The 25108-nt window shown below is 58.6% G+C and carries 22 protein-coding genes; 10 read left to right on the top strand and 12 right to left on the bottom strand.

The window, feature by feature from the left end; genetic code table 11:
* Positions 1 to 6 precede the first annotated feature (6 nt).
* Positions 7 to 1209: an HlyD family secretion protein gene (locus tag BLU01_RS02065; protein WP_092270148.1), complete on the top strand. Its 1203-nt coding sequence runs from the start codon at positions 7 to 9 to the stop codon at positions 1207 to 1209.
* Between the two features lie 180 nt (positions 1210 to 1389).
* A complete protein-coding gene (locus BLU01_RS02060; protein ID WP_092270145.1) occupies positions 1390 to 2919 on the top strand; it encodes a DHA2 family efflux MFS transporter permease subunit in 1530 nt (509 codons plus the stop codon).
* 590 nt (positions 2920 to 3509) lie between these two features.
* On the opposite strand, the gene lpxH is transcribed toward BLU01_RS02060, so the two are convergent.
* Positions 3510 to 4262 carry a UDP-2,3-diacylglucosamine diphosphatase gene (gene lpxH / locus BLU01_RS02055; protein ID WP_092270141.1) on the bottom strand — a complete coding sequence of 251 codons (753 nt, stop codon included), beginning with the start codon at positions 4260 to 4262 and terminating at the stop codon, positions 3510 to 3512.
* Positions 4259 to 4765 (bottom strand): peptidylprolyl isomerase, encoded by a 507-nt coding sequence (locus BLU01_RS02050; RefSeq protein WP_092270138.1) that lies wholly within the window; start codon positions 4763 to 4765, stop codon positions 4259 to 4261. The genes lpxH and BLU01_RS02050 overlap by 4 nt, the downstream gene beginning before the upstream one ends.
* A gap of 265 nt (positions 4766 to 5030) precedes the next feature.
* Between BLU01_RS02050 and BLU01_RS02045 the strand changes: the two genes are divergently transcribed.
* Positions 5031 to 6731, top strand: a complete 1701-nt coding sequence (locus BLU01_RS02045) for a glutamine--tRNA ligase/YqeY domain fusion protein (protein WP_092270135.1) — start codon at positions 5031 to 5033, stop codon at positions 6729 to 6731.
* Between the two features lie 18 nt (positions 6732 to 6749).
* Positions 6750 to 8132 (top strand): cysteine--tRNA ligase, encoded by a 1383-nt coding sequence (cysS, locus tag BLU01_RS02040; RefSeq protein ID WP_092270132.1) that lies wholly within the window; start codon positions 6750 to 6752, stop codon positions 8130 to 8132.
* A 213-nt stretch (positions 8133 to 8345) separates the two neighbouring features.
* Here cysS and BLU01_RS02035 read toward each other — a convergent pair whose 3' ends face one another.
* Entirely contained in the window at positions 8346 to 10178 is a 1833-nt protein-coding gene (locus BLU01_RS02035; protein WP_092270129.1) for a sigma-54-dependent Fis family transcriptional regulator, read from the bottom strand.
* A 362-nt stretch (positions 10179 to 10540) separates the two neighbouring features.
* Here BLU01_RS02035 and BLU01_RS02030 point away from each other — a divergent pair, with 362 nt between their 5' ends.
* Genes BLU01_RS02030 through BLU01_RS02005 form a run of 6 tightly spaced genes read left to right on the top strand, consistent with a single transcriptional unit; the run spans position 10541 to position 16529 of the window.
* A complete protein-coding gene (locus BLU01_RS02030; protein ID WP_092270126.1) occupies positions 10541 to 11635 on the top strand; it encodes an ABC transporter ATP-binding protein in 1095 nt (364 codons plus the stop codon).
* Complete coding sequence (locus tag BLU01_RS02025) at positions 11635 to 12783, top strand: ABC transporter ATP-binding protein (RefSeq protein ID WP_092270123.1); 1149 nt, start codon at positions 11635 to 11637, stop codon at positions 12781 to 12783. The genes BLU01_RS02030 and BLU01_RS02025 overlap by 1 nt, the downstream gene beginning before the upstream one ends.
* Positions 12780 to 13646: a carbohydrate ABC transporter permease gene (locus tag BLU01_RS02020; RefSeq protein ID WP_092270120.1), complete on the top strand. Its 867-nt coding sequence runs from the start codon at positions 12780 to 12782 to the stop codon at positions 13644 to 13646. The genes BLU01_RS02025 and BLU01_RS02020 overlap by 4 nt, the downstream gene beginning before the upstream one ends.
* 8 nt (positions 13647 to 13654) lie before the next feature.
* Positions 13655 to 14455, top strand: coding sequence for a carbohydrate ABC transporter permease (locus tag BLU01_RS02015; RefSeq protein ID WP_003232361.1), 801 nt, complete (start codon positions 13655 to 13657; stop codon positions 14453 to 14455).
* A 10-nt stretch (positions 14456 to 14465) separates the two neighbouring features.
* Positions 14466 to 14738, top strand: a complete 273-nt coding sequence (locus tag BLU01_RS02010; RefSeq protein WP_027925091.1) for a DUF2160 domain-containing protein — start codon at positions 14466 to 14468, stop codon at positions 14736 to 14738.
* 48 nt (positions 14739 to 14786) lie between these two features.
* A complete protein-coding gene (locus BLU01_RS02005; protein ID WP_092270117.1) occupies positions 14787 to 16529 on the top strand; it encodes an ABC transporter substrate-binding protein in 1743 nt (580 codons plus the stop codon).
* Positions 16530 to 16817: 288 nt separating this feature from the next.
* Here the strand turns inward: BLU01_RS02005 and BLU01_RS02000 are convergent, their stop codons facing one another.
* The 9 genes from BLU01_RS02000 to nuoI form a co-directional block, all read right to left on the bottom strand.
* Positions 16818 to 17600 carry a hypothetical protein gene (locus BLU01_RS02000; RefSeq protein ID WP_092270114.1) on the bottom strand — a complete coding sequence of 261 codons (783 nt, stop codon included), beginning with the start codon at positions 17598 to 17600 and terminating at the stop codon, positions 16818 to 16820.
* Between the two features lie 332 nt (positions 17601 to 17932).
* Positions 17933 to 18247: a helix-turn-helix domain-containing protein gene (locus tag BLU01_RS01995; protein WP_092270111.1), complete on the bottom strand. Its 315-nt coding sequence runs from the start codon at positions 18245 to 18247 to the stop codon at positions 17933 to 17935.
* Positions 18237 to 18587, bottom strand: coding sequence for a type II toxin-antitoxin system RelE/ParE family toxin (locus tag BLU01_RS01990; RefSeq protein ID WP_092270108.1), 351 nt, complete (start codon positions 18585 to 18587; stop codon positions 18237 to 18239). The genes BLU01_RS01995 and BLU01_RS01990 overlap by 11 nt, the downstream gene beginning before the upstream one ends.
* 251 nt (positions 18588 to 18838) lie before the next feature.
* Positions 18839 to 20302 carry an NADH-quinone oxidoreductase subunit NuoN gene (gene nuoN / locus BLU01_RS01985; RefSeq protein WP_092270106.1) on the bottom strand — a complete coding sequence of 488 codons (1464 nt, stop codon included), beginning with the start codon at positions 20300 to 20302 and terminating at the stop codon, positions 18839 to 18841.
* Positions 20303 to 20309: 7 nt separating this feature from the next.
* Entirely contained in the window at positions 20310 to 21842 is a 1533-nt protein-coding gene (nuoM, locus tag BLU01_RS01980) for an NADH-quinone oxidoreductase subunit M (RefSeq protein ID WP_092270103.1), read from the bottom strand.
* 40 nt (positions 21843 to 21882) lie between these two features.
* Positions 21883 to 23736, bottom strand: coding sequence for an NADH-quinone oxidoreductase subunit L (gene nuoL / locus BLU01_RS01975; protein WP_092270100.1), 1854 nt, complete (start codon positions 23734 to 23736; stop codon positions 21883 to 21885).
* Positions 23733 to 24041 (bottom strand): NADH-quinone oxidoreductase subunit NuoK, encoded by a 309-nt coding sequence (gene nuoK / locus BLU01_RS01970; RefSeq protein ID WP_003223790.1) that lies wholly within the window; start codon positions 24039 to 24041, stop codon positions 23733 to 23735. Before nuoK ends, nuoL begins: the two co-directional genes overlap by 4 nt.
* Positions 24042 to 24043: 2 nt before the next feature.
* Positions 24044 to 24547 (bottom strand): NADH-quinone oxidoreductase subunit J, encoded by a 504-nt coding sequence (nuoJ, locus tag BLU01_RS01965; RefSeq protein ID WP_092270096.1) that lies wholly within the window; start codon positions 24545 to 24547, stop codon positions 24044 to 24046.
* A gap of 9 nt (positions 24548 to 24556) precedes the next feature.
* Complete coding sequence (nuoI, locus tag BLU01_RS01960) at positions 24557 to 25102, bottom strand: NADH-quinone oxidoreductase subunit NuoI (protein WP_178076584.1); 546 nt, start codon at positions 25100 to 25102, stop codon at positions 24557 to 24559.
* Positions 25103 to 25108 lie beyond the last annotated feature (6 nt).

Here is a 25108-nt window from a genome sequence, read left to right as displayed (position 1 = left end):
TTTGTCATGGCCACTGCCGAAACAACCAAAGCTCCCGACAACGCGCAAGACACCAGCAACCCGCGCAAACGCAAAATCATGCTGACCGTGCTGGCGGTTCTGGTAATCCTCGCCGGCCTCGGCGTCTGGGCTTATCACGAACTCTACGGTCGCTGGAATGAAAGCACCGACGACGCCTACGTGAACGGCAACGTGGTGGAAATCACCCCGCTGGTCACCGGCACCGTGGTCAGCATCGGCGCCGACGATGGCGATCTGGTCCACGAAGGCCAGGTGCTGGTCAACTTCGACCCGAACGACGCGCAAGTCAGTTTGCAAAGTGCCCAGGCCAATCTGGCCCGCACCGTGCGCCAAGTGCGCGGCTTGTACAGCAACGTCGATGGCATGAAAGCCCAGGTCAACGCACAACAGGCGAACGTGCAAAAGGCTCAGGACAACTTCAGCCGTCGGAAGAATCTCGCCGCCGGCGGGGCGATTTCCCAGGAAGAACTGTCCCACGCTCGCGACGACCTGACCTCGGCGCAAAACGCCTTGGCCAACGCCCAGCAACAACTGAAAACCACCAGCGCGCTGGTCGATGACACGGTGGTTTCGTCGCACCCGGACGTGATGTCGGCCGCCGCGCAATTGCGTCAGGCCTACCTGAACAATTCCCGCAGCACCTTGATTGCGCCGGTCACCGGTTATGTCGCCAAGCGTTCGGTGCAACTCGGTCAGCGGGTTCAGCCGGGCACGGCGTTGATGGCGGTGATTCCGCTGGATCAGTTGTGGATCGACGCCAACTTCAAGGAAACCCAACTGCGCGACATGCGCATCGGCCAACCGGTGGACATCGAGGCTGACCTGTACGGCAGCGACGTGAAGTACAGCGGCACCATCGACAGCCTCGGCGCCGGGACCGGCAGCGCGTTTGCCCTGTTGCCGGCGCAGAACGCCACCGGTAACTGGATCAAAATCGTCCAGCGGGTGCCGGTGCGGATTCACATCAACGCCGAAGAACTGGCCAAACACCCGTTGCGCGTGGGCCTGTCGACTCAGGTTGAGGTCAACCTGCACGACCAGAGCGGCCCGGTGTTGGCGCAACAGCCGCCGCAAAAGGCTTCGTTCAGCACTAACGTCTACGACCGTCAATTGGCCGAGGCGGACGCGATGATCACGCAGTTGATCCACGACAACAGTGCGGCGGCCAGCAAGACCGCCAAGCGCTGATTCGTAACCACACCAACCCGGTGGGAGCAAAGCTCGCTCGCGATGGCGGTGGATCAGTCAGCAGAGGTTTTGAAGGTCTGTTGCTGAATGTCAGTCCGTCTTCGCGAGCAAGCTTTGCTCCTGCAAGGGCAGCGGTGTCTTTAACAGACACCGCGCACACCCCGTTTCAAAGGATTCGCGATGAGCAATAACGCGTCTTTCACCCCGCCCAGCCTGCTGCTCAGTACCATCGGGCTGTCGCTGGCGACTTTCATGCAAGTGCTCGACACGACCATCGCCAACGTCGCGTTGCCGACGATTTCCGGCAACCTCGGCGTGAGTTCGGAGCAGGGCACCTGGGTGATCACTTCGTTCGCCGTCAGTAACGCGATCGCGCTGCCGCTGACCGGGTGGCTGAGCCGGCGTTTCGGCGAAGTGAAGCTGTTTCTCTGGGCAACGATTCTGTTCGTGCTGGCTTCATTTCTCTGCGGCATCTCGACCTCGATGCCGGAATTGATCGGTTTCCGTGTGCTGCAAGGTCTGGTGGCGGGGCCGTTGTACCCGATGACCCAGACGCTGCTGATCGCGGTGTATCCGCCAGCCAAACGGGGGATGGCCCTGGCACTGCTGGCGATGGTCACGGTGGTCGCACCCATTGCCGGGCCGATCCTCGGCGGCTGGATTACCGACAGCTACAGTTGGCCGTGGATCTTCTTTATCAACGTGCCGATCGGGATTTTCGCGGTGATGGTGGTGCGCCAGCAGCTCAAGGAGCGCCCGGTGGTTACCAGTCGCCAGCCGATGGATTACGTCGGTTTGATCACGCTGATCATCGGCGTCGGGGCGTTGCAGGTGATCCTCGACAAGGGCAATGATCTCGATTGGTTCGAGTCGAATTTCATCATCATCGGCGCGGCGATTTCCGTGGTGGCGCTGGCGGTGTTTGTGATCTGGGAGATGACCGATGCGCATCCGGTGGTTAATTTGCGGTTGTTCGCGTATCGCAACTTCCGCATCGGCACCATCGTGCTGGTGCTGGGTTATGCCGGGTTCTTTGGTATCAACCTGATTCTGCCGCAATGGCTGCAGACGCAGATGGGCTATACCGCGACCTGGGCCGGTCTGGCGGTGGCGCCGATCGGGATTCTGCCGGTGTTGATGTCGCCCTTCGTCGGCAAATACGCGCACAAGTTCGATCTGCGTTTGCTCGCCGGTGGCGCGTTCCTGTGCATTGGCCTGAGCTGCTTCATGCGCGCCGGGTTCACCAATGAAGTGGACTTCCAGCACATCGCGTTGGTGCAGTTGTTCATGGGGATTGGCGTGGCGCTGTTCTTTATGCCGACGCTGAGCATCTTGATGTCGGACTTGCCGCCGAGCCAGATCGCCGATGGCGCGGGCCTGGCGACGTTCCTGCGGACCTTGGGCGGCAGTTTCGCGGCGTCGCTGACGACGTGGATCTGGATTCGCCGGGCCGATCAGCATCATGCGTATCTGAGTGAAAGCATCACCACCTATGAACCGGCCACGCGCGATGCCTTGCACGCGCTGGGCGGGGCGAGTACGCCAGCCTATGCGCAACTCGATCAGGTGCTGACAAGCCAGGCGTACATGCTCTCCACCGTGGATTACTTCACGCTGCTGGGCTGGGGTTTTGTCGGTTTGATCCTGATTGTATGGCTGGCGAAACCACCGTTTGCGGCGAAGGCCGGGCCAGCGGCGTCTGGGCATTGAGTGCACGGCTTGAGATCGACCCCTCTCCCTAACCCTCTCCCCAGAGGGGCGAGGGGACTGATCGAGGCGTTCTTTGGAGCTACATCGACCTGAAAGTTCGAGCCGAACTCAGGTCTGGAAAACGATGGAGATCGGCTCCCTCTCCCCTTTGGGGAGAGGGCTGGGGTGAGCGGTGGCCCTTAGCCGTTAGGCAATGCAAGCTGCGCGGTGTCCCAACCTGAAAGTTCGAGTCGAACTCAGGTCTGGAAAACGATGAAGATCGGCTCCCTTTCCCCCCTTCTACCCATTGGGGAGAGGGCTGGGGTGAGGGGTGGCTCTTAGCCGTTAGGCAATGCAAGCTGCGCGGTGTCCCAACCTGAAAGTCTGAGTCGAACTCAAGTCTGGAAAACGATGGAGAACGGCTCCCTTTCCCCCTCTCCCCTTTGGGGAGAGGGCTGGGGTGAGGGGTGGCTCTTAGCCGTTAGGCAATGCAAGCTGCGGCGGTGTCCCGACCTGAAAGTCTGAGCCGAACTCAGTTCTGGAAAACGATGAAGATCGGCTCCCTTTCCCCCTCTCCCCTTTGGGGAGAGGGCTGGGGTGAGGGGTGGCTCTTAGCCGTCAGGCAATGCAAGCTGCGGCGGTGTCCCGAAGTCGAACGGTGCCAAGGCAAATCCGTTCTCATCCACCTGCAGCGCCCAGCCCTGGCGATCCCAATCCCCCAGCACAATGCGCCTGGCCGCTTGTTCGCCGATCTGCAACTTGTGGATCGCCGGGCGGTGGGTGTGCCCGTGGATCAGCGTTTTCACGCCGAATTCCTGCATGATCCGCGGCACTTCCTCGGGCGTGACATCAACAATGTCGTTGGCCTTCATCCGCGTCTGCGCACGGCTTTCGCTGCGCAGTTTGCGCGCCAGTTTGTGCCGGGTGCTCAGGGGCAGGTGCCGCAGGATAAACAGAGTGATCGGATTGCGCAGATAACGACGCAGCTTCATATAGCCAACATCGCGAGTGCACAGGCTGTCGCCGTGCATCAATAGCACCGGCTCGCCTGCGAGTTGCACGACGCTCGGGTCTCTCAACAACGTGCAGCCGGCCTGTTTGCAGAAGGCCTTGCCGAGCAGGAAGTCGCGATTACCGTGCATCAGAAAAATTGCCGTGCCGCTGTCGCTGAGATCGCGCAGGGCCTGGCCGATGGAGCGCTGGAAAGGCGTCATGGCGTCGTCGCCAATCCATGCCTCGAAAAAGTCGCCGAGAATGTACAGTGCACTCGCCGAGCGGGCGCGTCCGGCGAGCAAATCCAGAAACGCCCGGGTTATGTCCGGGCGCTCCTCTTCCAGATGTAAATCTGAAATCAGCAGTATCACGCTTCGATGATCTCGGCTTTCTCGATGATCACGTCTTCTGCTGGCACGTCCTGGTGGCCGGATTTCATGGTGGTGGAAACACCTTTGATCTTGTCGACAACTTCAGTACCGGAAACCACTTTGGCGAATACCGCATAGCCCCAGCCCTGAGTGGTCTTGGCGCTGTGGTTGAGGAAGCTGTTGTCAGCAACGTTGATGAAGAACTGCGCGGAGGCCGAATGCGGCTCCATGGTACGGGCCATGGCGACGGTGTACTTCTCGTTCGGCAGACCGTTGTCGGCTTCGTTCTGGATGCTTGGGCGCTTGTCTTTCTTTTCTTTCATGCCTGGCTCGAAACCGCCGCCCTGGATCATGAAGTTACCGATGACGCGGTGGAAAACGGTGTTTTCGTAGTGCCCGGCTTTGACGTATTCGATGAAGTTGGCAACGGTCAGCGGAGCCTTTTCAGCGTTCAGTTCCAGGACGATGTCGCCATGGTTGGTGGTCAGTTTGACTTGGGTCATGATCGGGACTCTTTATAAAAGAAGCGTTTGAAAGGAATTCGTGGTTTGCCGCGCGTTCGCCGGCAACCGCTCTGGTCAGTTTCGACCAAGGTGCGCAGTTTAGCGCGACAGGCGTTAATTTCGAGGCAGTTTTTCAAAACAGGTCGATTAAACGCAGCTGATTTAAGGCCTGCTCTGTCAGCGGCTTGACAGCATCGGCTATGATAGCGGCTTTGTTTTGTCAGGCCTTTAGTTCCGGCCGCGCACTCGTACGTTCAAGGATCCTATGAGCAAGCCCACTGTCGACCCTACCTCGAATTCCAAGACTGGCCCTGCCGTGCCGGTCAATTTCCTGCGCCCGATCATCCAGGCGGACCTGGACTCGGGTAAGCACACGCAGATCGTCACCCGTTTCCCGCCTGAGCCCAACGGCTACCTGCACATCGGTCACGCCAAGTCGATTTGCGTGAACTTCGGCCTGGCCCAGGAATTTGGCGGCGTCACGCACCTGCGTTTCGACGACACCAACCCGGCCAAGGAAGACCAGGAATACATCGACGCGATCGAAAGCGACATCAAATGGCTGGGCTTCGAATGGTCCGGTGAAGTGCGCTACGCCTCGCAGTATTTCGACCAGTTGCACGACTGGGCCGTCGAGCTGATTAAGGCCGGCAAGGCTTACGTCGATGACCTGAGCCCGGAGCAAGCCAAGGAATACCGCGGCACGCTGACCGAGCCGGGCAAGAACAGCCCGTTCCGTGACCGCTCCGTGGAAGAAAACCTCGACTGGTTCGCCCGCATGAAGGCCGGCGAATTCCAGGACGGCGCACGCGTGCTGCGGGCCAAGATCGACATGGCCTCGCCGAACATGAACCTGCGCGACCCGATCATGTACCGCATCCGCCACGCCCATCACCACCAGACCGGTGACAAGTGGTGCATCTACCCGAACTATGACTTCACCCACGGTCAGTCGGACGCCATCGAAGGCATCACGCATTCGATCTGCACCCTGGAATTCGAAAGCCATCGCCCGCTGTACGAATGGTTCCTCGACGCGCTGCCAGTGCCGGCGCACCCGCGCCAGTACGAATTCAGCCGCCTCAACCTGAACTACACGATCACCAGCAAGCGCAAGCTCAAGCAACTGGTCGATGAAAAGCACGTGTTCGGCTGGGACGATCCGCGCATGTCGACGCTGTCGGGTTTCCGCCGCCGTGGCTACACGCCTGCGTCGATTCGCAATTTCTGCGACATGGTCGGCACCAACCGTTCCGACGGCGTGGTCGATTTCGGCATGCTCGAATTCAGCATCCGTCAGGACCTTGACCAGAACGCTCCGCGCGCCATGTGTGTGCTGCGTCCGCTGAAAGTCGTAATCACCAACTACCCGGAAGACCAGGTCGAGAACCTCGAACTGCCGCGTCATCCGCAGAAAGAAGAACTCGGCGTGCGCCAGCTGCCGTTCGCCCGTGAAATCTACATCGATCATGATGACTTCATGGAAGAGCCGCCAAAAGGCTACAAGCGCCTGGAGCCGAATGGCGAAGTGCGTCTGCGCGGCAGCTACGTGATCCGTGCCGACGAAGCGATCAAGGACGCCGACGGCAACATCGTCGAGCTGCGTTGCTCCTACGATCCGGAAACACTTGGCAAAAACCCTGAGGGCCGCAAGGTCAAAGGCGTTGTGCACTGGGTGCCAGCAGCGGCCAGCATTGAGTGTGAAGTGCGTCTGTACGATCGCCTGTTCCGCTCGCCGAACCCTGAAAAGGCTGAGGACAGCGCCAGTTTCCTCGACAACATCAACCCTCAATCACTGCAAGTTCTCACTGGTTGTCGTGCCGAGCCTTCGTTGGCCAATGCACAGCCGGAAGACCGTTTCCAGTTCGAGCGCGAAGGTTACTTCTGCGCGGATATCAAGGACTCGAAACCGGGCGCTCCGGTCTTCAACCGTACCGTGACCTTGCGTGATTCGTGGGGCCAGTGATTCAAGGAAACCACTAAAGTGCTGACGATCTACAACACGCTCACCAAGAGCAAAGAAGTTTTCAAACCGCTGGATGGCAACAATGTGCGCATGTACGTCTGCGGGATGACCGTTTACGACTACTGCCACATTGGCCACGGCCGCAGCATGGTCGCTTTCGACCTGGTAACCCGCTGGTTGCGCTTCAGCGGTTACAACCTGACGTATGTGCGCAACATCACCGACATCGAAGACAAGATCATCAATCGGGCCAAGGAGAACGGCGAACCGTTCGACGTGCTGACCGAGCGCATGATCACTGCGATGCACGAAGACGAAGCGCGCCTGAACATCAAGAAGCCGGACATGGAGCCGCGTGCCACCGATCATATTCCGGGCATGCTCAGCATGATCCAGACCTTGATCGACAAGGGTTACGCCTATGCCGCGAACAATGGCGACGTGTATTACCGCGTCGCCAAGTTCATGGGCTACGGCAAGCTGTCGCGCAAGAAGATCGAAGACCTGCGCATCGGCGCGCGGATCGAAGTCGACGAGTCGAAACAGGACCCGCTGGACTTCGTGCTGTGGAAAGCCACCAAACCGGGCGAGCCGAGCTGGCCTTCGCCGTGGGGCGACGGGCGTCCGGGCTGGCACATCGAGTGCTCGGTGATGTCGACCTGCTGCCTCGGCGAGACTTTCGATATTCATGGCGGCGGCAGCGACCTTGAGTTCCCGCACCACGAAAACGAAATCGCCCAGAGCGAAGCGGCCACCGGCAAGACCTACGCCAACGCGTGGATGCATTGCGGGATGATTCGCATCAACGGCGAGAAGATGTCGAAGTCGTTGAACAACTTCTTCACCATTCGCGACGTGCTGGAAAAGTATCACCCGGAAGTCGTGCGTTACTTGCTGGTGTCGAGCCATTACCGCAGCGCGATCAACTATTCGGAAGACAACCTCAAGGACGCCAAAGGCGCACTCGAGCGTTTCTACCATGCGTTGAAAGGCCTGCCGAGCGTAGCTCCGGCGGGCGGCGAAGGGTTTGTCGAGCGCTTCACCCAGGTGATGAACGACGACTTCGGTACGCCGGAAGCCTGCGCGGTGCTGTTCGAGATGGTCCGCGAGATCAACCGTCTGCGCGAGAGCGATCTGAACGCGGCGGCCGGTCTGGCGGCGCGTTTGAAGGAACTGGCCAGCGTGCTCGGCGTGTTGCAGCTTGAAGCCGATGACTTCTTGCAGGCTGGCGCTGAAGGGCGGGTCGATGCAGCTGAAGTTGACGCGCTGATTGCTGCGCGTCTGGCGGCTCGCAGCAACAAGGACTGGGCCGAATCCGACCGCATCCGCGACCAGCTCACCGCCATGGGCGTGGTGCTGGAAGACGGCAAGGGCGGCACGACCTGGCGCTTGGCTGACTGATTGCTGCGCTCGCTACGAACAAAACCCGCCTTGTGCGGGTTTTTGTTTATGTGCAGGTTCCAAGTCCGGTGGTGACAGGGCTGACGCCTTCGCGGGCAAGCCTCGCTCCTACAATGTTGTGTCGTTGGCGATATGGCGTACGACTCGGCCCTGTAGGAGCGAGGCTTGCCCGCGAATGGTCTGGAGCCAAACACCGCTAATAGGGCTTACTGGTCACTCCGTCTGGCGCAACCGCTTGTACAGGGTGTTGCGGCTCACCCCGAGCCTGCGGGCCAGATGCGAAATATTGCCCCCAGCGGCCTGTAACAGCCGATTCAAATCCTCGGCATCATTCAAATCCACCGCCAACGGTTCCGGCGTCTCTACCGGTTCCATCTCCAGATCGACAAAAAAATCATCCGGCAAATGCTCGGGTTTCACCGGTTGCTCCTCAGCCATCGCCAGTGCAACCTGCATCACGCTGCTCACCTGACGCAAATTCCCCGGCCACGGATGACGGTTGAACAACGCCATTACCTCGCGGCTCAACCCGGCCCATTGCGCCGGTTCGCGGTGCTGTTCCCACAGGCGTTTGAACAAGGCTTCTTTATCACTGCGCTCGCGCAATGGCGGCAGCTCGAGGGTCAAACCGCCAATCCGGTAATACAAATCCTCGCGGAAACGCCCCAACTGCACCTGTTCGCGCAACGAGCGGTTGGTCGCCGAAATAATCCGGATATCCACCGCAAACAACTCACTGCTGCCCACCGGTTGCACGCAACGCTCCTGCAACACCCTCAACAGTCGGGCCTGCGTCGGCAGCGGCATGTCGCCGACTTCATCGAGGAACAGCGTACCTTTGTCAGCCTTGCGGATCAGGCCGATGCTGCCCTTTTGATTGGCACCGGTGAACGCGCCTTTCTCGTAGCCAAACAGCTCGGATTCCACCAGTTCGGCGGGGATCGCTGCACAGTTGACGGCAATGAACGGTTGTTTGCTGCGCGAGCTGGCCTGGTGCAACGCTTTGACAAACACTTCCTTGCCGACCCCGGTCTCGCCGTGGATCAGCAGCGGAATGTCTTTCTCCAACAAACGCTCGGCCTGGCGCACGGCTTTTTCGACGCGGCTGTCGCCGAAGTGCAGGGTGCTCAGGCTGATCGCGGCGGGGGGCGAAACCGTCGGTTCAGCGAACACTCTCGCTTGAATCGGCAGCTGTTTCGGCCGCTTCAACAAACACTGAAAACGGTTGCGCCCGGACGCTTGCAACGCAAACGGCAAGCCCTCCGGTTGGTTGAGCAATTCCAGTAATGACACCTTGAAGAGGCTCTCGACGCTGACCCGCGACAGGCTGATGCCCAGCAGATTATCGGCCCGGCGATTGGCCGAGAGCACTTGCCCGGTCTCGTCAAAGATCAGCAAACCGGCCCATTGGCTGTCGAGGTTGTTTAGCCCGGTGTTGAAGGTCAGTTGAAAATGCTGGCCATGGAACAGGTTGAGAATCAGCCGATTCTCCACGGTCTGGCTCATCATTTTGACCATGCCCAACGTGTGCGACGGCGGCAGATAGCTGTCGCTGGACACGTCGAGCACCGCGATGACTTTGCGCTCGGCATCGAAAATCGGCGCGGCGGAGCCGGTCATGAAACGGTTGGCTTTCAGAAAGTGTTCGTCGTGCTCAATGTGCACGGCTTGCTCGCAGGCGAGGGCGGTGCCGATCGCATTGGTGCCGCTGCAACGCTCGATCCAACTGGCGCCGGCGCTGAAACCGCGGGTCAGGCTCGGCTCGATAAAGCGCTGGGTGCCCCAGGACGTGAGCACTTGGCCCTGATTGTCGGCGAGCATGATCAGGCAATTGGAGTTGCTGAGGATATTTTCGTAATACGGCAGCACTTCCTGATGCGTGGTCTGCACCAGCGAATGCTGGCTCTCGAGCAATTGCGCGATGCCGGCGGCGGGTAGCTGATCGAAGGTCGGCACGCTGTGATGGTCGAGGCCGAACGCACGACAGCGCGACCAGGAGTCCTGAATGATGGCGTCGTGGGAGAGCGGCGAGGCGGGTACGGCCATGGCAGTCGATCTCTGAGCAAAGCTTTTATTGTTTTTATGGGTGTTACACAACGTTCGAGGCGCCACATTACCCGGTGGGAGCGAGGCTTGCCCGCGATGGCGATTTCGATAACGCCATCGCGGGCAAGCCATGCTCCTACAGGGTCAAAATGCGTTCGTAGAGTGTTGTTCACTATTGTTCATTGTCAACCGCCCGACTGTTCAATTGTTCAGCCGCGATTGTTCATTTCTGTTCAGCAACGAACGCCATTTTTCGCTCATTTCACGGATTTGCGAAGCGCATCAAGCACTTGCATTTTCTGGCACGAATGTCGCTCTATCGTTTCGGTCGCTTGACTCCAAATAATAAAAAAGGCCGAGCCATGTCACTCACCCTGGAGCACGTCAGCCGTACCGTCGAGGGCCAGACCTGGATCGACGATGCGTGCCTGGTTTTCGAACCCGGATCATTCAACGTTTTGCTCGGGCGCACGCTGTCCGGCAAGACCAGCCTCATGCGCCTGATGGCCGGCCTCGACAAGCCTGACAGCGGTCGCATCCTGATGAACGGCGTGGATGTTACGCAACGCCCGGTGCGTTTGCGCAACGTCTCGATGGTTTATCAGCAGTTCATCAACTACCCGACCATGACGGTGTTCGAGAACATCGCTTCGCCGCTGCGGCAGGGCGGGGCGTCCAACGAACTGATCCAGAGCAAAGTGCTCGAAACCGCGAAAATGCTGCGCATCGAGAAATTCCTCAAGCGCTATCCGCTGGAGCTTTCTGGTGGTCAGCAGCAGCGCACGGCCATGGCGCGGGCGCTGGTCAAGGACGCCGAGCTGATCCTCTTCGACGAGCCGCTGGTCAACCTCGACTACAAGCTGCGCGAAGAGCTGCGCCAGGAAATGCGCGAGCTATTCAAGGCGCGGCACACCATCGCGATCTACGCCACCACCGAGCCCAACGAAGCGTTGGCGCTGGGCGGCACGACGACGATTCTTCACGAAGGCCGGGTGATCCAGAGCGGCAAGTCCTCCGAGGTTTATCACCAGCCACAAACCGTATTGGCCGCCGAGTTGTTTTCCGAGCCGCCGATCAACTTGATGCCGGGACGCATCGCTGGCAACGAAGTGAGTTTCGCCAATTTTGTGCACTTCCCGCTGAACGTCGATCTGCGCCCGGTGGGCGAGGGCGAATTCCGTTTTGGCGTGCGCCCGAGCCACATTTCGCTGGTGCCGAGCAACGACGATGACCTCGAATTGGCGGTCACCGTCGAAGTCGCCGAGATCAGCGGTTCGGAAACCTTCCTGCACGTGCGCAACGAACATTTCCTGTTGGTGCTGCACCTGCCGGGCGTGCACGAATACGACGTCGATGCGCCGATCCGCATCTACATCCCGACCCACAAACTGTTTGTCTTCGATATGCAGGGCCGGCTGGTCCAGGCGCCCGGTCGCCGTATCGCGAGGGTTGCCTGATGGCCGAAATTCGTTTGCAACACCTCGCCCACAGCTACACCCGCACGCCGAGCGGGCCCGAGGATTACGCGATCCGCGAGATGAACCACATCTGGGAGCAGGGCGGTGCCTATGCGTTGCTCGGGCCATCGGGTTGCGGCAAATCGACGTTGCTCAACATCATTTCCGGGTTGCTCAGCCCATCGCAGGGCCAAGTGCTGTTTGACGGCAAAGAGGTCAACGACCTGACTCCGGAGAAGCGCAACATCGCCCAGGTTTTCCAGTTTCCAGTGGTCTACGACACCATGACGGTGTTCGACAATCTGGCCTTCCCTCTGCGAAATCAGGGAATGAACGAAGCGAAAGTGCACAGCAAGGTGCAGGAAATTGCCGAGGTCCTCGACCTGCAGGCACTGCTGAGCAAAAAGGCGCGCAACCTCACCGCCGACGAAAAACAGAAAGTCTCGATGGGCCGTGGACTGGTGCGCGACGACGTCTCGGCGATCCTCTTCGACGAACCGCTGACGGTGATCGACCCGCACCTGAAGTGGAAGCTGCGGCGCAAGCTCAAGCAGATTCACGAGCAGTTCAACATCACCATGGTCTACGTCACCCACGATCAACTTGAAGCGTCGACGTTCGCCGACAAAATCGCGGTGATGTATGGCGGCCAGATTGTGCAATTCGGCACACCGCGCGAGTTGTTCGAGCGGCCGAGCCACACGTTTGTCGGCTATTTCATCGGCAGCCCGGGGATGAACCTGATCGACGTGCAGCCGCAGCCGGGTGGCGTTGGGTTTGCCTCGACGCACTTGCCGCTGTCCGAGGCGATGCAACAGCAAATCGCCGACAAGCAATGGCAAACCCTCAAAGTCGGGATCCGCCCCGAGTTCGTGCATGTCTGGGACGAGCCGTTTGACGACGCGATGCAGGCAAACGTCTTACACGTCGAAGACCTTGGCACCTACAAAATCATGACCCTCAACCTCGACGGCGCACCGTTGAAAGTACGTTTGGCCGAAGACAAACCGGTGCCGGAAGGCACGGCGTATATCAGTTTTCCGGCGCAATGGCTGATGGTCTACGCCGACGATTATCTGTTGCCCGCGCAGGCCAATAGCCCTGCGCAAGGCAGCCCCGTGCAGGCAAATAACGGAGCGCAGCCATGAACAAGGTGCAGAACAACAAGGCCTGGTGGCTGGTGTTGCCGGTGTTTTTGCTGGTGGCGTTCAGCGCGGTGATCCCGATGATGACCGTGGTCAATTACTCGGTGCAGGACATCTTCGACCAGTCCAGCCGCTACTTCGTCGGGGCCGACTGGTACAAGCAGGTGCTGCTCGACCCACGTTTGCACGACTCGCTGCTGCGCCAGTTCATCTATTCGGCGTGTGTGCTGCTGATCGAAATCCCGCTCGGCATCGCCATCGCCCTGACCATGCCGACCAAGGGCCGCTGGTCGTCGCTGGTGCTGATCATCCTCGCGATTCCGCTGCTGATTCCGTGGAACGTGGTTGGCACGATCTGGCAGATTTTTGGCCGCGCCGACATCGGCTTGCTCGGTTCGAGCCTCAACGCGATGGGCATCAACTACAACTATGCCTCGAACACCATGGACGCCTGGGTCACGGTGTTGGTGATGGACGTGTGGCACTGGACCTCGCTGGTGGCGCTGTTGTGTTTCTCCGGATTGCGCGCGATTCCCGATGTGTATTACCAGGCCGCGCGGATTGATCGCGCATCGTCCTGGGCGGTGTTCCGACACATCCAGTTGCCCAAACTCAAGAGCGTGCTGCTGATCGCGGTGATGTTGCGCTTCATGGACAGTTTCATGATTTACACCGAGCCGTTTGTGCTGACGGGCGGCGGTCCGGGCAATGCCACGACCTTCTTGAGTCAGACGTTGACGCAAATGGCTGTAGGGCAATTCGACCTCGGCCCGGCGGCGGCTTTCTCGCTGGTGTACTTCCTGATCATCCTGTTGGTGTCCTGGCTGTTCTATACCGCCATGACTCACTCTGACGCCAACCGCTGAGGTCTGCCATGAGTAAAAGAAAGCTCATCCCATTGCTGATCTACATCCTGTTCCTGCTGGTGCCGATCTACTGGCTGCTGAACATGTCCTTCAAGAGCAACACCGAAATCCTCGGCGGTTTGACCCTTTTCCCACAGGATTTCACCTTGGCGAACTACAAGGTGATCTTCACCGACCCGAGTTGGTACACCGGTTACCTGAACTCGCTGTATTACGTGAGCCTGAACACGGTGATCTCGCTGAGCGTGGCGTTACCGGCGGCGTATGCGTTTTCGCGTTATCGCTTTTTGGGCGACAAACACCTGTTCTTCTGGTTGCTGACCAACCGCATGGCGCCGCCGGCAGTGTTTCTGCTGCCGTTCTTCCAGCTCTATTCATCGATTGGTCTGTTCGACACGCACATCGCTGTGGCACTCGCGCATTGCCTGTTCAACGTGCCGCTGGCGGTGTGGATTCTGGAAGGCTTCATGTCCGGGGTTCCCAAAGAAATCGACGAAACGGCCTACATTGATGGCTATAGTTTTCCGAAGTTCTTCGTGAAGATTTTCATCCCGTTGATTGGCTCGGGGATCGGCGTCACGGCATTCTTCTGCTTCATGTTTTCCTGGGTCGAATTGCTCCTGGCGCGCACGCTGACTTCGGTCAACGCTAAGCCGATCGCGGCGGTAATGACCCGCACGGTTTCGGCGTCCGGCATCGATTGGGGCGTGCTGGCAGCGGCGGGTGTGTTGACCATCCTCCCGGGCATGCTGGTGATCTGGTTTGTTCGCAACCATGTGGCCAAGGGCTTTGCCCTCGGTCGGGTCTGAGGAGCTGATGATGGAATGGATGAGTTGGACGGTTCCGACCGCAGCGTTTTTCATCGTCATCGGCCTGATCCTGGTCGGCATGACGACGTGGGAATTGCGTTCGCCGAGCATTCTTCGGCGGGGTTTATTGCCGATTGCCACCACCCGTGGCGATCGCTTGTTTATCGGTCTTCTCGGCAGCGCCTACCTGCATTTGCTGGTAATCGGCGTCACCGACTGGAGCATCTGGGTCGCGTCCGCGTTGTCCCTGGTGTGGCTGTTGGCTGTGATGCGTTGGGGCTAGTCGAATCGCTCGGCAAAGTTGCTCCCAAAAACTCAACAGGAGGTCTCTATGTTCGACAAAAACAATAAGCTGCGACATAGCATTTCATTGGCAGCCATGCTGGCACTCAGCGGTTTGAGCGCATCTGCCTGGGCGGATGCCTACGAAGACGCGGCGAAAAAGTGGATCGGCAGCGAATTCAAGCCGTCCACCCTCACGGCCGATCAGCAGCTCGAGGAATTGAAGTGGTTCATCAAAGCGGCCGAGCCGTTTCGCGGGATGAACATCAAAGTGGTTTCGGAAACCCTGACCACCCACGAATATGAGTCGAAAGTGCTGGCCAAGGCGTTTTCCGAAATCACCGGGATCAAGTTGACCCACGACTTGCTGCAAGAAGGCGACGTGGTGGAAAAGCTGCAAACCCAGATGCAATCGGACAAGAGCATTTATGACGGCTGGGTCAACGACTCGGACCTGATCGGCACGCATTTTCGCTACGGCAAGACTGAATCGATCACCGATCTGATGGCCAACGAAGGCAAAGACTTCACCTCGCCAACGCTGGACCTCAAGGACTTCATCGGGATTTCCTTCACTACTGCGCCGGACGGCAAGATCTATCAATTGCCCGACCAGCAGTTCGCCAACCTGTACTGGTTCCGCGCCGACTGGTTCGAGCGCGCGGACCTTAAAGCCAAGTTCAAGGAAAAGTACGGTTACGAATTGGGCGTCCCGGTGAACTGGTCGGCCTATGAAGACATCGCCAAATTCTTCAGCGAAGACGTCAAGGAAATCGACGGCAAACGTGTCTACGGGCACATGGACTATGGCAAGAAAGACCCGTCGCTGGGCTGGCGCTTCACCGATGCCTGGTTCTCCATGGCCGGTGGCGGCGACAAGGGTTTGCCCAACGGCTTGCCGGTGGACGAGTGGGGGATTCGCGTCGAGGATTGCCACCCGGTCGGTTCCAGCGTCACCCGCGGCGGCGACACCAACGGCCCGGCGGCTGTGTTCGCTACGCAAAAATACGTCGATTGGATGAAAGCCTACGCGCCACCGGAAGCGGCGGGCATGACATTCTCCGAGTCCGGTCCGGTGCCATCGCAAGGCAACATCGCCCAACAAATCTTCTGGTACACCGCGTTTACCGCCGACATGACCAAGGCTGGCCTGCCGGTCATGAACGCCGATGGCACGCCGAAGTGGCGCATGGCGCCGTCGCCGCGTGGCCCGTATTGGGAAGAGGGCATGAAGCTCGGTTATCAGGACGTGGGTTCCTGGACGTTCCTCAAGTCCACGCCTGAAAAACAAAAACTTGCCGCGTGGCTGTACGCGCAGTTCGTGACCTCGAAAACCGTCTCGCTGAAGAAAACCATCGTCGGCCTGACACCGATCCGCGAATCCGACATCAACTCGCAAGCGATGACCGACCTCGCACCAAAACTCGGTGGCCTGGTCGAGTTCTACCGCAGCCCGGCCCGCGTGCAATGGACCCCGACCGGGACCAACGTGCCGGATTATCCTCGGTTGGCGCAACTGTGGTGGAGCCACATCGCCGAAGCCGCCAGCGGCGAGAAAACCCCGCAACAGGCGCTCGACGGCCTGGCCAAGGATCAGGACGCAATCATGGCGCGCCTCGAACGCTCCAAAGTGCAACCGGTCTGCGGACCCAAAATGAACCCGGAACGCGATGCGCAGTACTGGTTCGACCAGCCGGGAGCACCGAAACCTAAACTGGCCAATGAGAAGCCAAAAGGGGAAACCGTGAGCTACACCGAACTGCTGAAATCGTGGGCAGATGCACGCAAGTAAGCGGGTTATATTTTGAAAGGCGAACGGCACCGGGAGGTGCCGTTTTTTTTGGGCCCTGCTACTGAAAGCAAGTGCGCAAGGAGGATATCAGCGAATCTCTAACGCTATTTCCCTGCTATTGATAACTTTCTCGTTCACGACTCGCCGTACAACCGGCGCCGACGGCCTCTTCGGCGGTGTGGGCTTGGTAGAATTGTTTGGTTTGGATTGACCGTCGTTGGGTTTCATTCTTATTCCTGCTGGAGCCACCATGGGGCTCATCGTACATTATTTTCGAGGATGAAACAGTCAGTGCGATTCACGCAGATTTTTGATTACGATATTAACGTGTTCAATTAGGTTTGAATCAATTGTTGATCTTTCCGAGAGCCCGCTCTCAATAATTTGGATCCTTCTTTCCAATTCTGCGATATCGCCATTCTTGGTAATATTTAATAGATGGTTTTTTAATGAGGCGATTTCCCCGCCTACATAGGCATCTTTAGTTGCGAAATTTTTCCTGGGGGAAGATGTATCCATGTCGAAGAGCACAAAAAGCAGGCTGGCGAATGCGAGAGGAATGCAGGCTAACAAGAAAGCCACAATAGCCTGGAAAAGCCATCTTGAACGCTTTTCATTGGCCAGCGCGTTATGCGTCGAGCACGAAACGTAAGTGTTCGATATAAAGTTTTCAGTTTCTTTGGTTGGATCAATCAAAGATATTCTTTCATGCTGAGTAACTTTGGCGTTATAGCGATCGAGCTCAATATTGTATTGGATTTGCTCGTCGTAATAATCTTTGACCTTTGCGGCATACGGCATTCGTTTGAATTCTGACCCACTAAAAGCTTTGAAGTTGAAATACGTTGAAATCATCGCGGTTGTTACGACCAGAGTGATCATTAATGAAATAGCTAAAGCAATGTCGGGTCTGGATGAGAAATCTAAAAAGCGAGCAAGATAAATTGTTGTCGAAACGAGGGCGAATATGGCTGTAAAAATCACTTGGGTTTTAATCGCAAGACTGTTTTTTATTTCCTCTTCATGCAGATACATTTTTTCGTAGGTTGCTCCTATATCGTTATTGCTCACAAAGTTTCTCCTCACGTGCTGCGCAGCCTATTAACCGTAGATCACGATAGAGCGGATGGCGTACTTCTGGCTGTAGGACGAAGCGGTAAATCCAGCCGGAGCTTTCGGTGATTGGGAGGTGTGCGTGATTGGCGGTAATAAATCCCACAATCTCAAAAAAGGCACCAGTAGGTGCCGTTTCTGTTTTGCGTCTGATGTGATCACAGCCTCATGAGGGCAACTCTTCTCTTGAATTGCCTGCTTGCATTAAAGTTAGGCGCAACGCTGAGTGCGCGGGATCTACCGTCTTCGCGAGCCTGCTCGCGACGACGTCACAAGCCGTCGCGCTGCTATCAGGTCAATGCCGCCAATTGCTCGACCGTCTCCGGAAAGCGCTCGACCAGGCGGATCAGGGTAGTTGCCTGTGCATTTGGCTGGGCTCGGCCCTGTTCCCAGTTTTCCAGGGTGCGGGTGTTGGTGCGCAGGTACATGGCAAACACCGGACGGGACAGGTTCAGTTGCTGACGTACAGCCACCACTTCTTCTGCCGTGATGGGGGCAAGCTTGGCCAGCTTTACTTTGTGGGTGCGCAGTGTGATTTTGCCTTGGCGCTCATCGGCCAAGGCGTCGAAGCCCTCTACCAGCTCGGAAAAGATCTCACGTTTCATCGTTTATTCTCGCGTTGATTTCTCGATGCAGCATTTGTTTGAGCAGTTGTTTCTGGGATGACGTCAGATCGTCCTGCTCGTTTTTGCCATACAAGGTAAACAGCCAGAATTGGTTGAAGCCGGACCACCAGTAATAAATCACCCTCAACCCGCCACGCTTGCCCTTGTTTCGTCGTTGATCGATAACACGAATCTTGCGCAGACCTCCGGTGCCTTCAATAACATCCCCAGCTTCCGGGTTTTTCAGCAGCTCCTGTTGAAACAGCCCGAACAGGTCATCGTCCAGGTAGTCGCTACGGTGTTTTGCAAATACGGGTAATTCGATAAAGAGAGCATCCATGTTCTGTACGTTACCTGCGTATATTTCTATCACAAGAATCGGATTGGTCAAAGCATCTGTTCCGGCCAATTCGGTCAAGTCATTACGGTAAGTTGCGTATCGCGAAAAGGATGTAGGACGCGGCGGATTTGCCTGCGGGGCATTTCTGCATATGGGCGAGGAGGAGGGCGAGGTGTCTTGAATTTTTAGCCCAGACGCAAAAACGGCACCCGTAGGTGCCGTTTCTGTTTGCTGCTTTTACTGCTAAACCATCAACCCGCCAACACTGCCTGCTGCACCAGTACCAGCAACGGTTGCGGGTACAGGCCGAGGAAGAACGCCAGGGCGGCGATGGCCAGCAGCATCACGCCGCCAGCCTTTTGTTCCCAGTGCAGTTGGGCGTCGTGGCGACGCAGGTTTGGCTCGATCAGGTACAGAGTGACCATCACGCGCAGGTAGTAGAAGACGCCGATGGCGCTGCCCAACACCAGCGAACCGACCAGCCACCATTGGTGCGACTCGACGCCGGTGGCGATGATGTAGAACTTGCCGATGAAGCCAGCGGTCAGCGGGATACCGGCCAGCGACAGCATCATCACGGTCAGCACGGCGGTCAGGTACGGACGGCGCCAGAACAGGCCGCGGTATTCGTACAGAGCGTCGGCGTCACGGCCGTTGTACGGCGAGGACATCAGCGTGATCACGCCGAATGCGCCGAGGCTGGTGATCACGTAGGTGACCAGGTACACGCCGATGGCTTCCACGGCCAGGCCTTTGCTCGCCACCAAGGCGATCAGCAGGTAACCGAAGTGGGCGATGGACGAGTAGCCGAGCAGACGCTTGAGGTTGCTTTGGGTCAGTGCCAGCAGGTTACCGAACAGGATCGACGCGATGGCGATGACGGTCAGTACGTCGCTGAGGACACCGCTGCTTGCCGCTGGCGAGATCTGGAACAACCGCACCATCACCGCAAACACCGCCACTTTGGAAGCGGTCGCGAGGAACGCTGCAACCGGCGCCGGAGCACCTTCGTAAACGTCCGGGGTCCAGAGGTGGAACGGTACCAGCGACAGCTTGAACGCCAGACCGATCAACATCATGCCCAGGCCCATTTGCGCCAGCGAGCTTGGCAGGCCGGTGGCCGCGAGGGCTTGACCGATACCGACGAAGCTCAGGCTGCCGGAGTCGGCATACAACAGCGCCATGCCGAACAACAGGAACGCAGAACCGGCGGCCGACAGCACCATGTACTTGATGCCGGCTTCCAGCGAACGCTTGTTGAAGAAGGCATACGCCACCAGACCGTAGACCGGCACCGACAACAGTTCCAGACCGATGAACAACCCGGCCAGGTGTTGCGCGCTGACCAATACCAGACCGCCAAGGGCCGACATCAGGATCAGCAGGTAAAGTTCTTCACGGTTGCCCGGGTAACCCGAACCGCCATCGCCGAGGTAGGCGTGGGCGAGGGTGACACACGCGAGGGTGGCGACCAGGATCAGCGCCATATAAAGACAAGCGAAGCTATCGATTTGCAGCAACGGGGTCACGGCCAGGGGCGCGACTTTCAAGGCTGGCAGGATCGACAGCAATGCCAGGTTCAAACCCGCCACGGAAATCAGGAAGGTCTGCGAGTGGTTGCGACGCCACGCGATGGCCAGCATCACCACGATGATCGTGGCGGTGGTGATCAACAACGGCGCGAGCGCGATAAAGTGTTGAGTCGTGAATTCCATAGCGCTCTTACCGGGCCGAAGCGAGTTGAGTGAAGGCGGTACCGAGCCACTGCTGCACGCCATGCATCGTCGCGGCAGAAGTGTCGAGGAACGGCTGCGGGTACACGCCGATGTAGATCAGCAGTACCGCCAGACCGACCACCATGATCAGTTCGCGAGCATCCATGCCATGCAACACCGCGTCCGACTTGGACGGGCCGAAGTAGGCGCGGTGAATCATGATCAGCGAGTAGACCGAACCGAACACCAGGCCGGACGTTGCAATCGCGGTGATCCATGGCGCTGCGGCGAAGGAGCCGAGCAGGATCAGGAACTCACCGACAAAGTTACCAGTGCCCGGCAAGCCCAAGGACGCGGCCGCGAAGAACAGGCTGATGGCCGGCAGGTAAGCGATCTTCGACCACAAGCCACCCATCTGACGCATGTCGCGAGTGTGGGTGCGCTCGTACAACTGACCGCTGAGGATAAACAGTGCGGCGGCGGAAACACCGTGCGCCAGCATCTGCATCACCGCGCCCTGCAGCGCCAGTTGGCTGCCGGAGTAGATGCCGATCAGTACGAAACCCATGTGGGAAACGGACGAGAAGGCGATCAAACGCTTGATGTCGGTTTGTGCGAATGCGAGGAACGCGCCGTAGAAAATCCCGATCAGACCGAGGGTCATGGCAATCGGCGCAAACTCGGCCGAGGCATTCGGGAACAGCGGCAGGGCAAAACGCAGCAGGCCGTAGGCAGCGGTTTTCAGCAAGATACCGGCGAGGTCGACCGAACCTGCGGTTGGCGCCTGGGCGTGAGCATCAGGCAACCAGGAGTGGAACGGCACGACCGGCAGCTTCACCGCGAACGCGATAAAGAAGCCGAGCATCAGGATGTACTCGGTGGTGAGCGACATCTTGGTTTTCAGCAGGTCGGCGTAGTTGAAGGTGATCACGCCGGTGCTGTTGAAGTTGACCAGCACCAGACCGAGGATCGCCACCAACATGATCAGGCCGGAGGCCTGGGTGAAGATGAAGAACTTGGTCGCCGCGTAGATCCGGGTCTTCTTGCCGTCCGAAGAACTGTGACCCCAGAGCGCGATGAGGAAGTACATCGGCACCAGCATCATTTCCCAGAAGAAGAAGAACATGAACAGGTCGAGGGCGAGGAACACGCCGACGACACCGCCCAGGATCCACATCAGGTTCAAGTGGAAGAAACCGACGTGACGCTGGATCTCTTTCCACGAGCAGAGTACCGAGAGGATACCCAGCAGACCGGTCAGCAGGATCATCAGCAGCGACAGGCCATCCAGCGCCAGGTGCACGCTGATGCCGAAGCGCTGGATCCAGATGTGCTTGAACTCAAGCGCCCAGGTCGGATCGGCGCCAGGCGCCGGAGCAAATGAATAATCACCGTGGGCCCACAGCCAGAGGCCGAGTGCGAGTTCCAGGGTCATGGTCAACAGCGCAATCCAGCGCGGGAGGGTAGCGCCGAAGCGCTCACCCATCCAGCACAGCAGGCCGCCGATGAAGGGGATCAGGATTAGCCAAGGCAGAATCATGACGGGCTCAATTCCTTTCGCAAGTTCGCAAGGTTCATATTCAGACCGCTACCAGCACGATGGCGCCGATGACCAGCACGGAGCCGGCTGCCATCGATGCCGCGTACCAGCGCAGTTGACCGGTTTCGGTACGGCTGAGGGCGGTGTGACCACCCTTGGCCATCCGTGGGATCAAACCGATGGTCTGATCGAGCGGGTCTTTGCGCAGTACGTGGCTGATCGCAAGGTATGGCTTGACGAACAGTTTGTCGTAGATCCAGTCGAAGCCCCAGGCAGCGAACCACCAGGCCGAAAGGAAGCGGCCGATGCCGCTGTTGGCGATTGCCGTGACGAAACGACGCTTGCCGAGGAACAGCAGCGCGGCCAGCAGGATACCCGCCAGGGCGATGGCGCCCGAAGCGATTTCCAGACTGTGCTTGGCTTCGCCGCCGGCATGGCCGACGCTTTGCGGCAACACGCCGTGCAGCGGTGGCACGATCATCGCGCCGACGAAAGTCGACAGTACGATCAGCACCGACAGTGGCAGCCAGTGGGCGATGCCATGACCGGCGTGCGCTTCGGTCTTCGCTTCACCGTGGAACGCGATGAAGATCAGGCGGAAGGTGTACAGCGAAGTCATGAACGCGCCGACCAGACCTGCGTAAAGCAGAGCGTGGTTGCCGCTGGCGAACGCTTCCCAGAGGATTTCGTCCTTGGAGTAGAAGCCTGCAGTCACCAGTGGCAGGGCCGACAGAGCCGCGCCGCCGACGATGAAGCTGGCGTAGGCCAGTGGCAGTTTCTTCCACAGGCCGCCCATCTTGAAGATGTTCTGCTCGTGGTGGCAGGCAACGATCACCGCACCGGAAGCAAGGAACAGCAGCGCCTTGAAGAACGCGTGAGTCATCAGGTGGAAAATCGCGCCATCCCAGGCACCGACGCCCAGCGCCAGGAACATGTAGCCGATCTGGCTCATGGTCGAGTAGGCGAGGATACGTTTGATGTCGGTTTGCACCAGTGCGGCAAAACCGGCCAGCACCAGGGTCACGCCGCCAACGATGCCGACGAGGTGCAGGATGTCCGGCGCCAAGGCAAACAGACCGTGGGTACGGGCGATCAGGTAAACGCCTGCGGTCACCATGGTTGCGGCGTGGATCAGTGCCGAAACCGGGGTAGGACCGGCCATCGCATCCGCCAGCCAGGTTTGCAGCGGCAGTTGCGCGGATTTACCAACAGCGCCACCCAGCAGCATCAGCGTCGCCAAGACAATCCAGAAGTCGCCGACCTGGAATTTCTGCGGCGCCAGCACCAGCAGTTCCTGGACGTTCAGCGTGCCCAGTTGCTGGAACAGAATGAACAGGCCGATGGCCATGAACACGTCGCCGATGCGGGTGACGATAAAGGCTTTGAGTGCGGCGTTACCGTTGTTGCGGTTGCTGTAGTAGAAACCGATCAACAGGTACGAGCACAGGCCCACGCCTTCCCAGCCGAAGTACAGGAACAACAGGTTATCGCCGAGGATCAGGAACAGCATGCTGGCGATAAACAGGTTGGTGTACGCGAAGAAGCGCGAGTAACCGTCTTCACCGCGCATGTACCAGGACGCGAACAGGTGAATCAGGAAACCAACGCCCACCACCACGCCAAGCATGGTCACCGACAGGCCATCCAGGTACAGCGCGAAGTTCGGCGTAAAGCCTTCAACCGCCATCCACTGCCACAACACCTGGGTGTAGTGACCGCCTTCTGGCGGGGCGACGTTGAATTGCCAGATCACGTAAGCGGTGACGATGGCAGACAGGCCGATGGAACCGACGCCAATCAGCGCCGACAGGTTTTCCGAGAAGCGGCCGCGTGAGAACGACAGCAACAGGAAACCGATGAGAGGGAATACGAAAGTCAGATAGAGAAGATTCATCCGCGCATCTCGCTGGCAGCGTCGATATCGAGAGTGTGGAAGCGGCGGTACAGCTGCAACAGAATCGCCAGGCCAATACTGGCCTCGGCGGCCGCGAGGCTGATCACCAGGATGAACATGATCTGTCCATCCGGCTGACCCCAACGGGCACCGGCAACGATGAACGCCAACGCGGAGGCATTCATCATCACCTCCAGGCTCATCAGCACGAAAAGAATGTTGCGCCGGACCATCAGGCCGACCAGACCGAGGCAGAACAGGATGCCGGCGACCGCCAGACCATGCTCCAGAGGGATAGCAGGCATCGTCATTGCTCCTTGGCTTCGTTACGGCCCAAGTGGAACGCCGTGACCGCTGCGGCAAGCAGCAACATCGAGGCGAGTTCGACCACCAGCAGGTACGGGCCGAACAGGCTGATGCCCACGGCTTTCGCGTCTACGGTGGTGTGGCCGATGGCCTGACCGCTGGCATCGCTGAACAATACGTACAGCAGTTCCGCCAGCAGCAGCGCGCCGAGCACTACCGGGCCGATCCAGATGCCGGGCTTGAGCCACACGCGTTCCTGCTGAACCGAGGCTGGGCCAAGGTTCAGCATCATCACCACGAACACGAACAGCACCATGATGGCGCCAGCGTAGGCGATCACTTCCAGCACACCGGCAAACGGTGCGCCGAGGGCGAAAAACGTCATCGCCACGGCAATCAGCGAAATGATCAGGTAGAGCAGGGCGTGCACAGGGTTGGTGTTGGTGATCACGCGAAGCGTGGACACCACAGCGATACCCGATGCGAAATAGAAAGCGAATTCCATCTTTCTTCCTTAAGGCAGCAAGCTCTTCACGTTGATCGGTTCGGCTTCATTCTGCGCGGCGCCTTTCGGCTTCCCGGCAATCGCCATACCTGCAACACGATAGAAGTTGTAATCAGGGTTTTTGCCGGGGCCGGAGATCAGCAGATCTTCTTTCTCGTAAACCAGGTCCTGACGTTTGAACTCGGCCATCTCGAAATCCGGTGTCAGCTGGATCGCGGTGGTCGGGCAGGCTTCCTCGCAGAGGCCGCAAAAGATGCAGCGCGAGAAGTTGATGCGGAAGAAGTCCGGGTACCAGCGACCGTCTTCGGTTTCGGCTTTCTGCAGCGAAATGCAACCGACCGGGCAAGCCACGGCGCACAGGTTGCAGGCTACACAACGCTCTTCGCCATCCGGGTCGCGAGTCAGGACGATCCGGCCACGGTAGCGCGGCGGCAGGTAGACCTGCTCTTCCGGGTACTGCAGCGTGTCACGCTTGCGGAAGGCATGGCCGAAGATCATCACCAGGCTGCGAAGCTGGGTGAAGAAGCCATGCACGATGTCAAATATGTACTTCATGATTCT

This window comes from Pseudomonas prosekii, assembly GCF_900105155.1.
Lineage (GTDB): Bacteria > Pseudomonadota > Gammaproteobacteria > Pseudomonadales > Pseudomonadaceae > Aquipseudomonas > Aquipseudomonas prosekii.
The sequence above is the reverse complement of the archived record's forward strand: the minus strand, read 5'-3'. Positions and strand labels throughout refer to the sequence as shown.

What these genes read in the sequence shown, in the direction of transcription:
- BLU01_RS02065 (WP_092270148.1), top strand. Translation starts at nt 7, where the DNA reads ATGGCCACTGCCGAAACAACCAAAGCTCCCGACAACGCGCAAGACACC.
- BLU01_RS02060 (WP_092270145.1), top strand. Translation starts at nt 1,390, where the DNA reads ATGAGCAATAACGCGTCTTTCACCCCGCCCAGCCTGCTGCTCAGTACC.
- BLU01_RS02050 (WP_092270138.1), bottom strand. Translation starts at nt 4,765, where the DNA reads ATGACCCAAGTCAAACTGACCACCAACCATGGCGACATCGTCCTGGAA.
- BLU01_RS02045 (WP_092270135.1), top strand. Translation starts at nt 5,031, where the DNA reads ATGAGCAAGCCCACTGTCGACCCTACCTCGAATTCCAAGACTGGCCCT.
- BLU01_RS02035 (WP_092270129.1), bottom strand. Translation starts at nt 10,178, where the DNA reads ATGGCCGTACCCGCCTCGCCGCTCTCCCACGACGCCATCATTCAGGAC.
- BLU01_RS02030 (WP_092270126.1), top strand. Translation starts at nt 10,541, where the DNA reads ATGTCACTCACCCTGGAGCACGTCAGCCGTACCGTCGAGGGCCAGACC.
- BLU01_RS02025 (WP_092270123.1), top strand. Translation starts at nt 11,635, where the DNA reads ATGGCCGAAATTCGTTTGCAACACCTCGCCCACAGCTACACCCGCACG.
- BLU01_RS02020 (WP_092270120.1), top strand. Translation starts at nt 12,780, where the DNA reads ATGAACAAGGTGCAGAACAACAAGGCCTGGTGGCTGGTGTTGCCGGTG.
- BLU01_RS02015 (WP_003232361.1), top strand. Translation starts at nt 13,655, where the DNA reads ATGAGTAAAAGAAAGCTCATCCCATTGCTGATCTACATCCTGTTCCTG.
- BLU01_RS02010 (WP_027925091.1), top strand. Translation starts at nt 14,466, where the DNA reads ATGGAATGGATGAGTTGGACGGTTCCGACCGCAGCGTTTTTCATCGTC.
- BLU01_RS02005 (WP_092270117.1), top strand. Translation starts at nt 14,787, where the DNA reads ATGTTCGACAAAAACAATAAGCTGCGACATAGCATTTCATTGGCAGCC.
- BLU01_RS01995 (WP_092270111.1), bottom strand. Translation starts at nt 18,247, where the DNA reads ATGAAACGTGAGATCTTTTCCGAGCTGGTAGAGGGCTTCGACGCCTTG.
- BLU01_RS01990 (WP_092270108.1), bottom strand. Translation starts at nt 18,587, where the DNA reads ATGGATGCTCTCTTTATCGAATTACCCGTATTTGCAAAACACCGTAGC.
- nuoN (WP_092270106.1), bottom strand. Translation starts at nt 20,302, where the DNA reads ATGGAATTCACGACTCAACACTTTATCGCGCTCGCGCCGTTGTTGATC.
- nuoM (WP_092270103.1), bottom strand. Translation starts at nt 21,842, where the DNA reads ATGATTCTGCCTTGGCTAATCCTGATCCCCTTCATCGGCGGCCTGCTG.
- nuoL (WP_092270100.1), bottom strand. Translation starts at nt 23,736, where the DNA reads ATGAATCTTCTCTATCTGACTTTCGTATTCCCTCTCATCGGTTTCCTG.
- nuoK (WP_003223790.1), bottom strand. Translation starts at nt 24,041, where the DNA reads ATGCCTGCTATCCCTCTGGAGCATGGTCTGGCGGTCGCCGGCATCCTG.
- nuoJ (WP_092270096.1), bottom strand. Translation starts at nt 24,547, where the DNA reads ATGGAATTCGCTTTCTATTTCGCATCGGGTATCGCTGTGGTGTCCACG.
- nuoI (WP_178076584.1), bottom strand. Translation starts at nt 25,102, where the DNA reads ATGAAGTACATATTTGACATCGTGCATGGCTTCTTCACCCAGCTTCGC.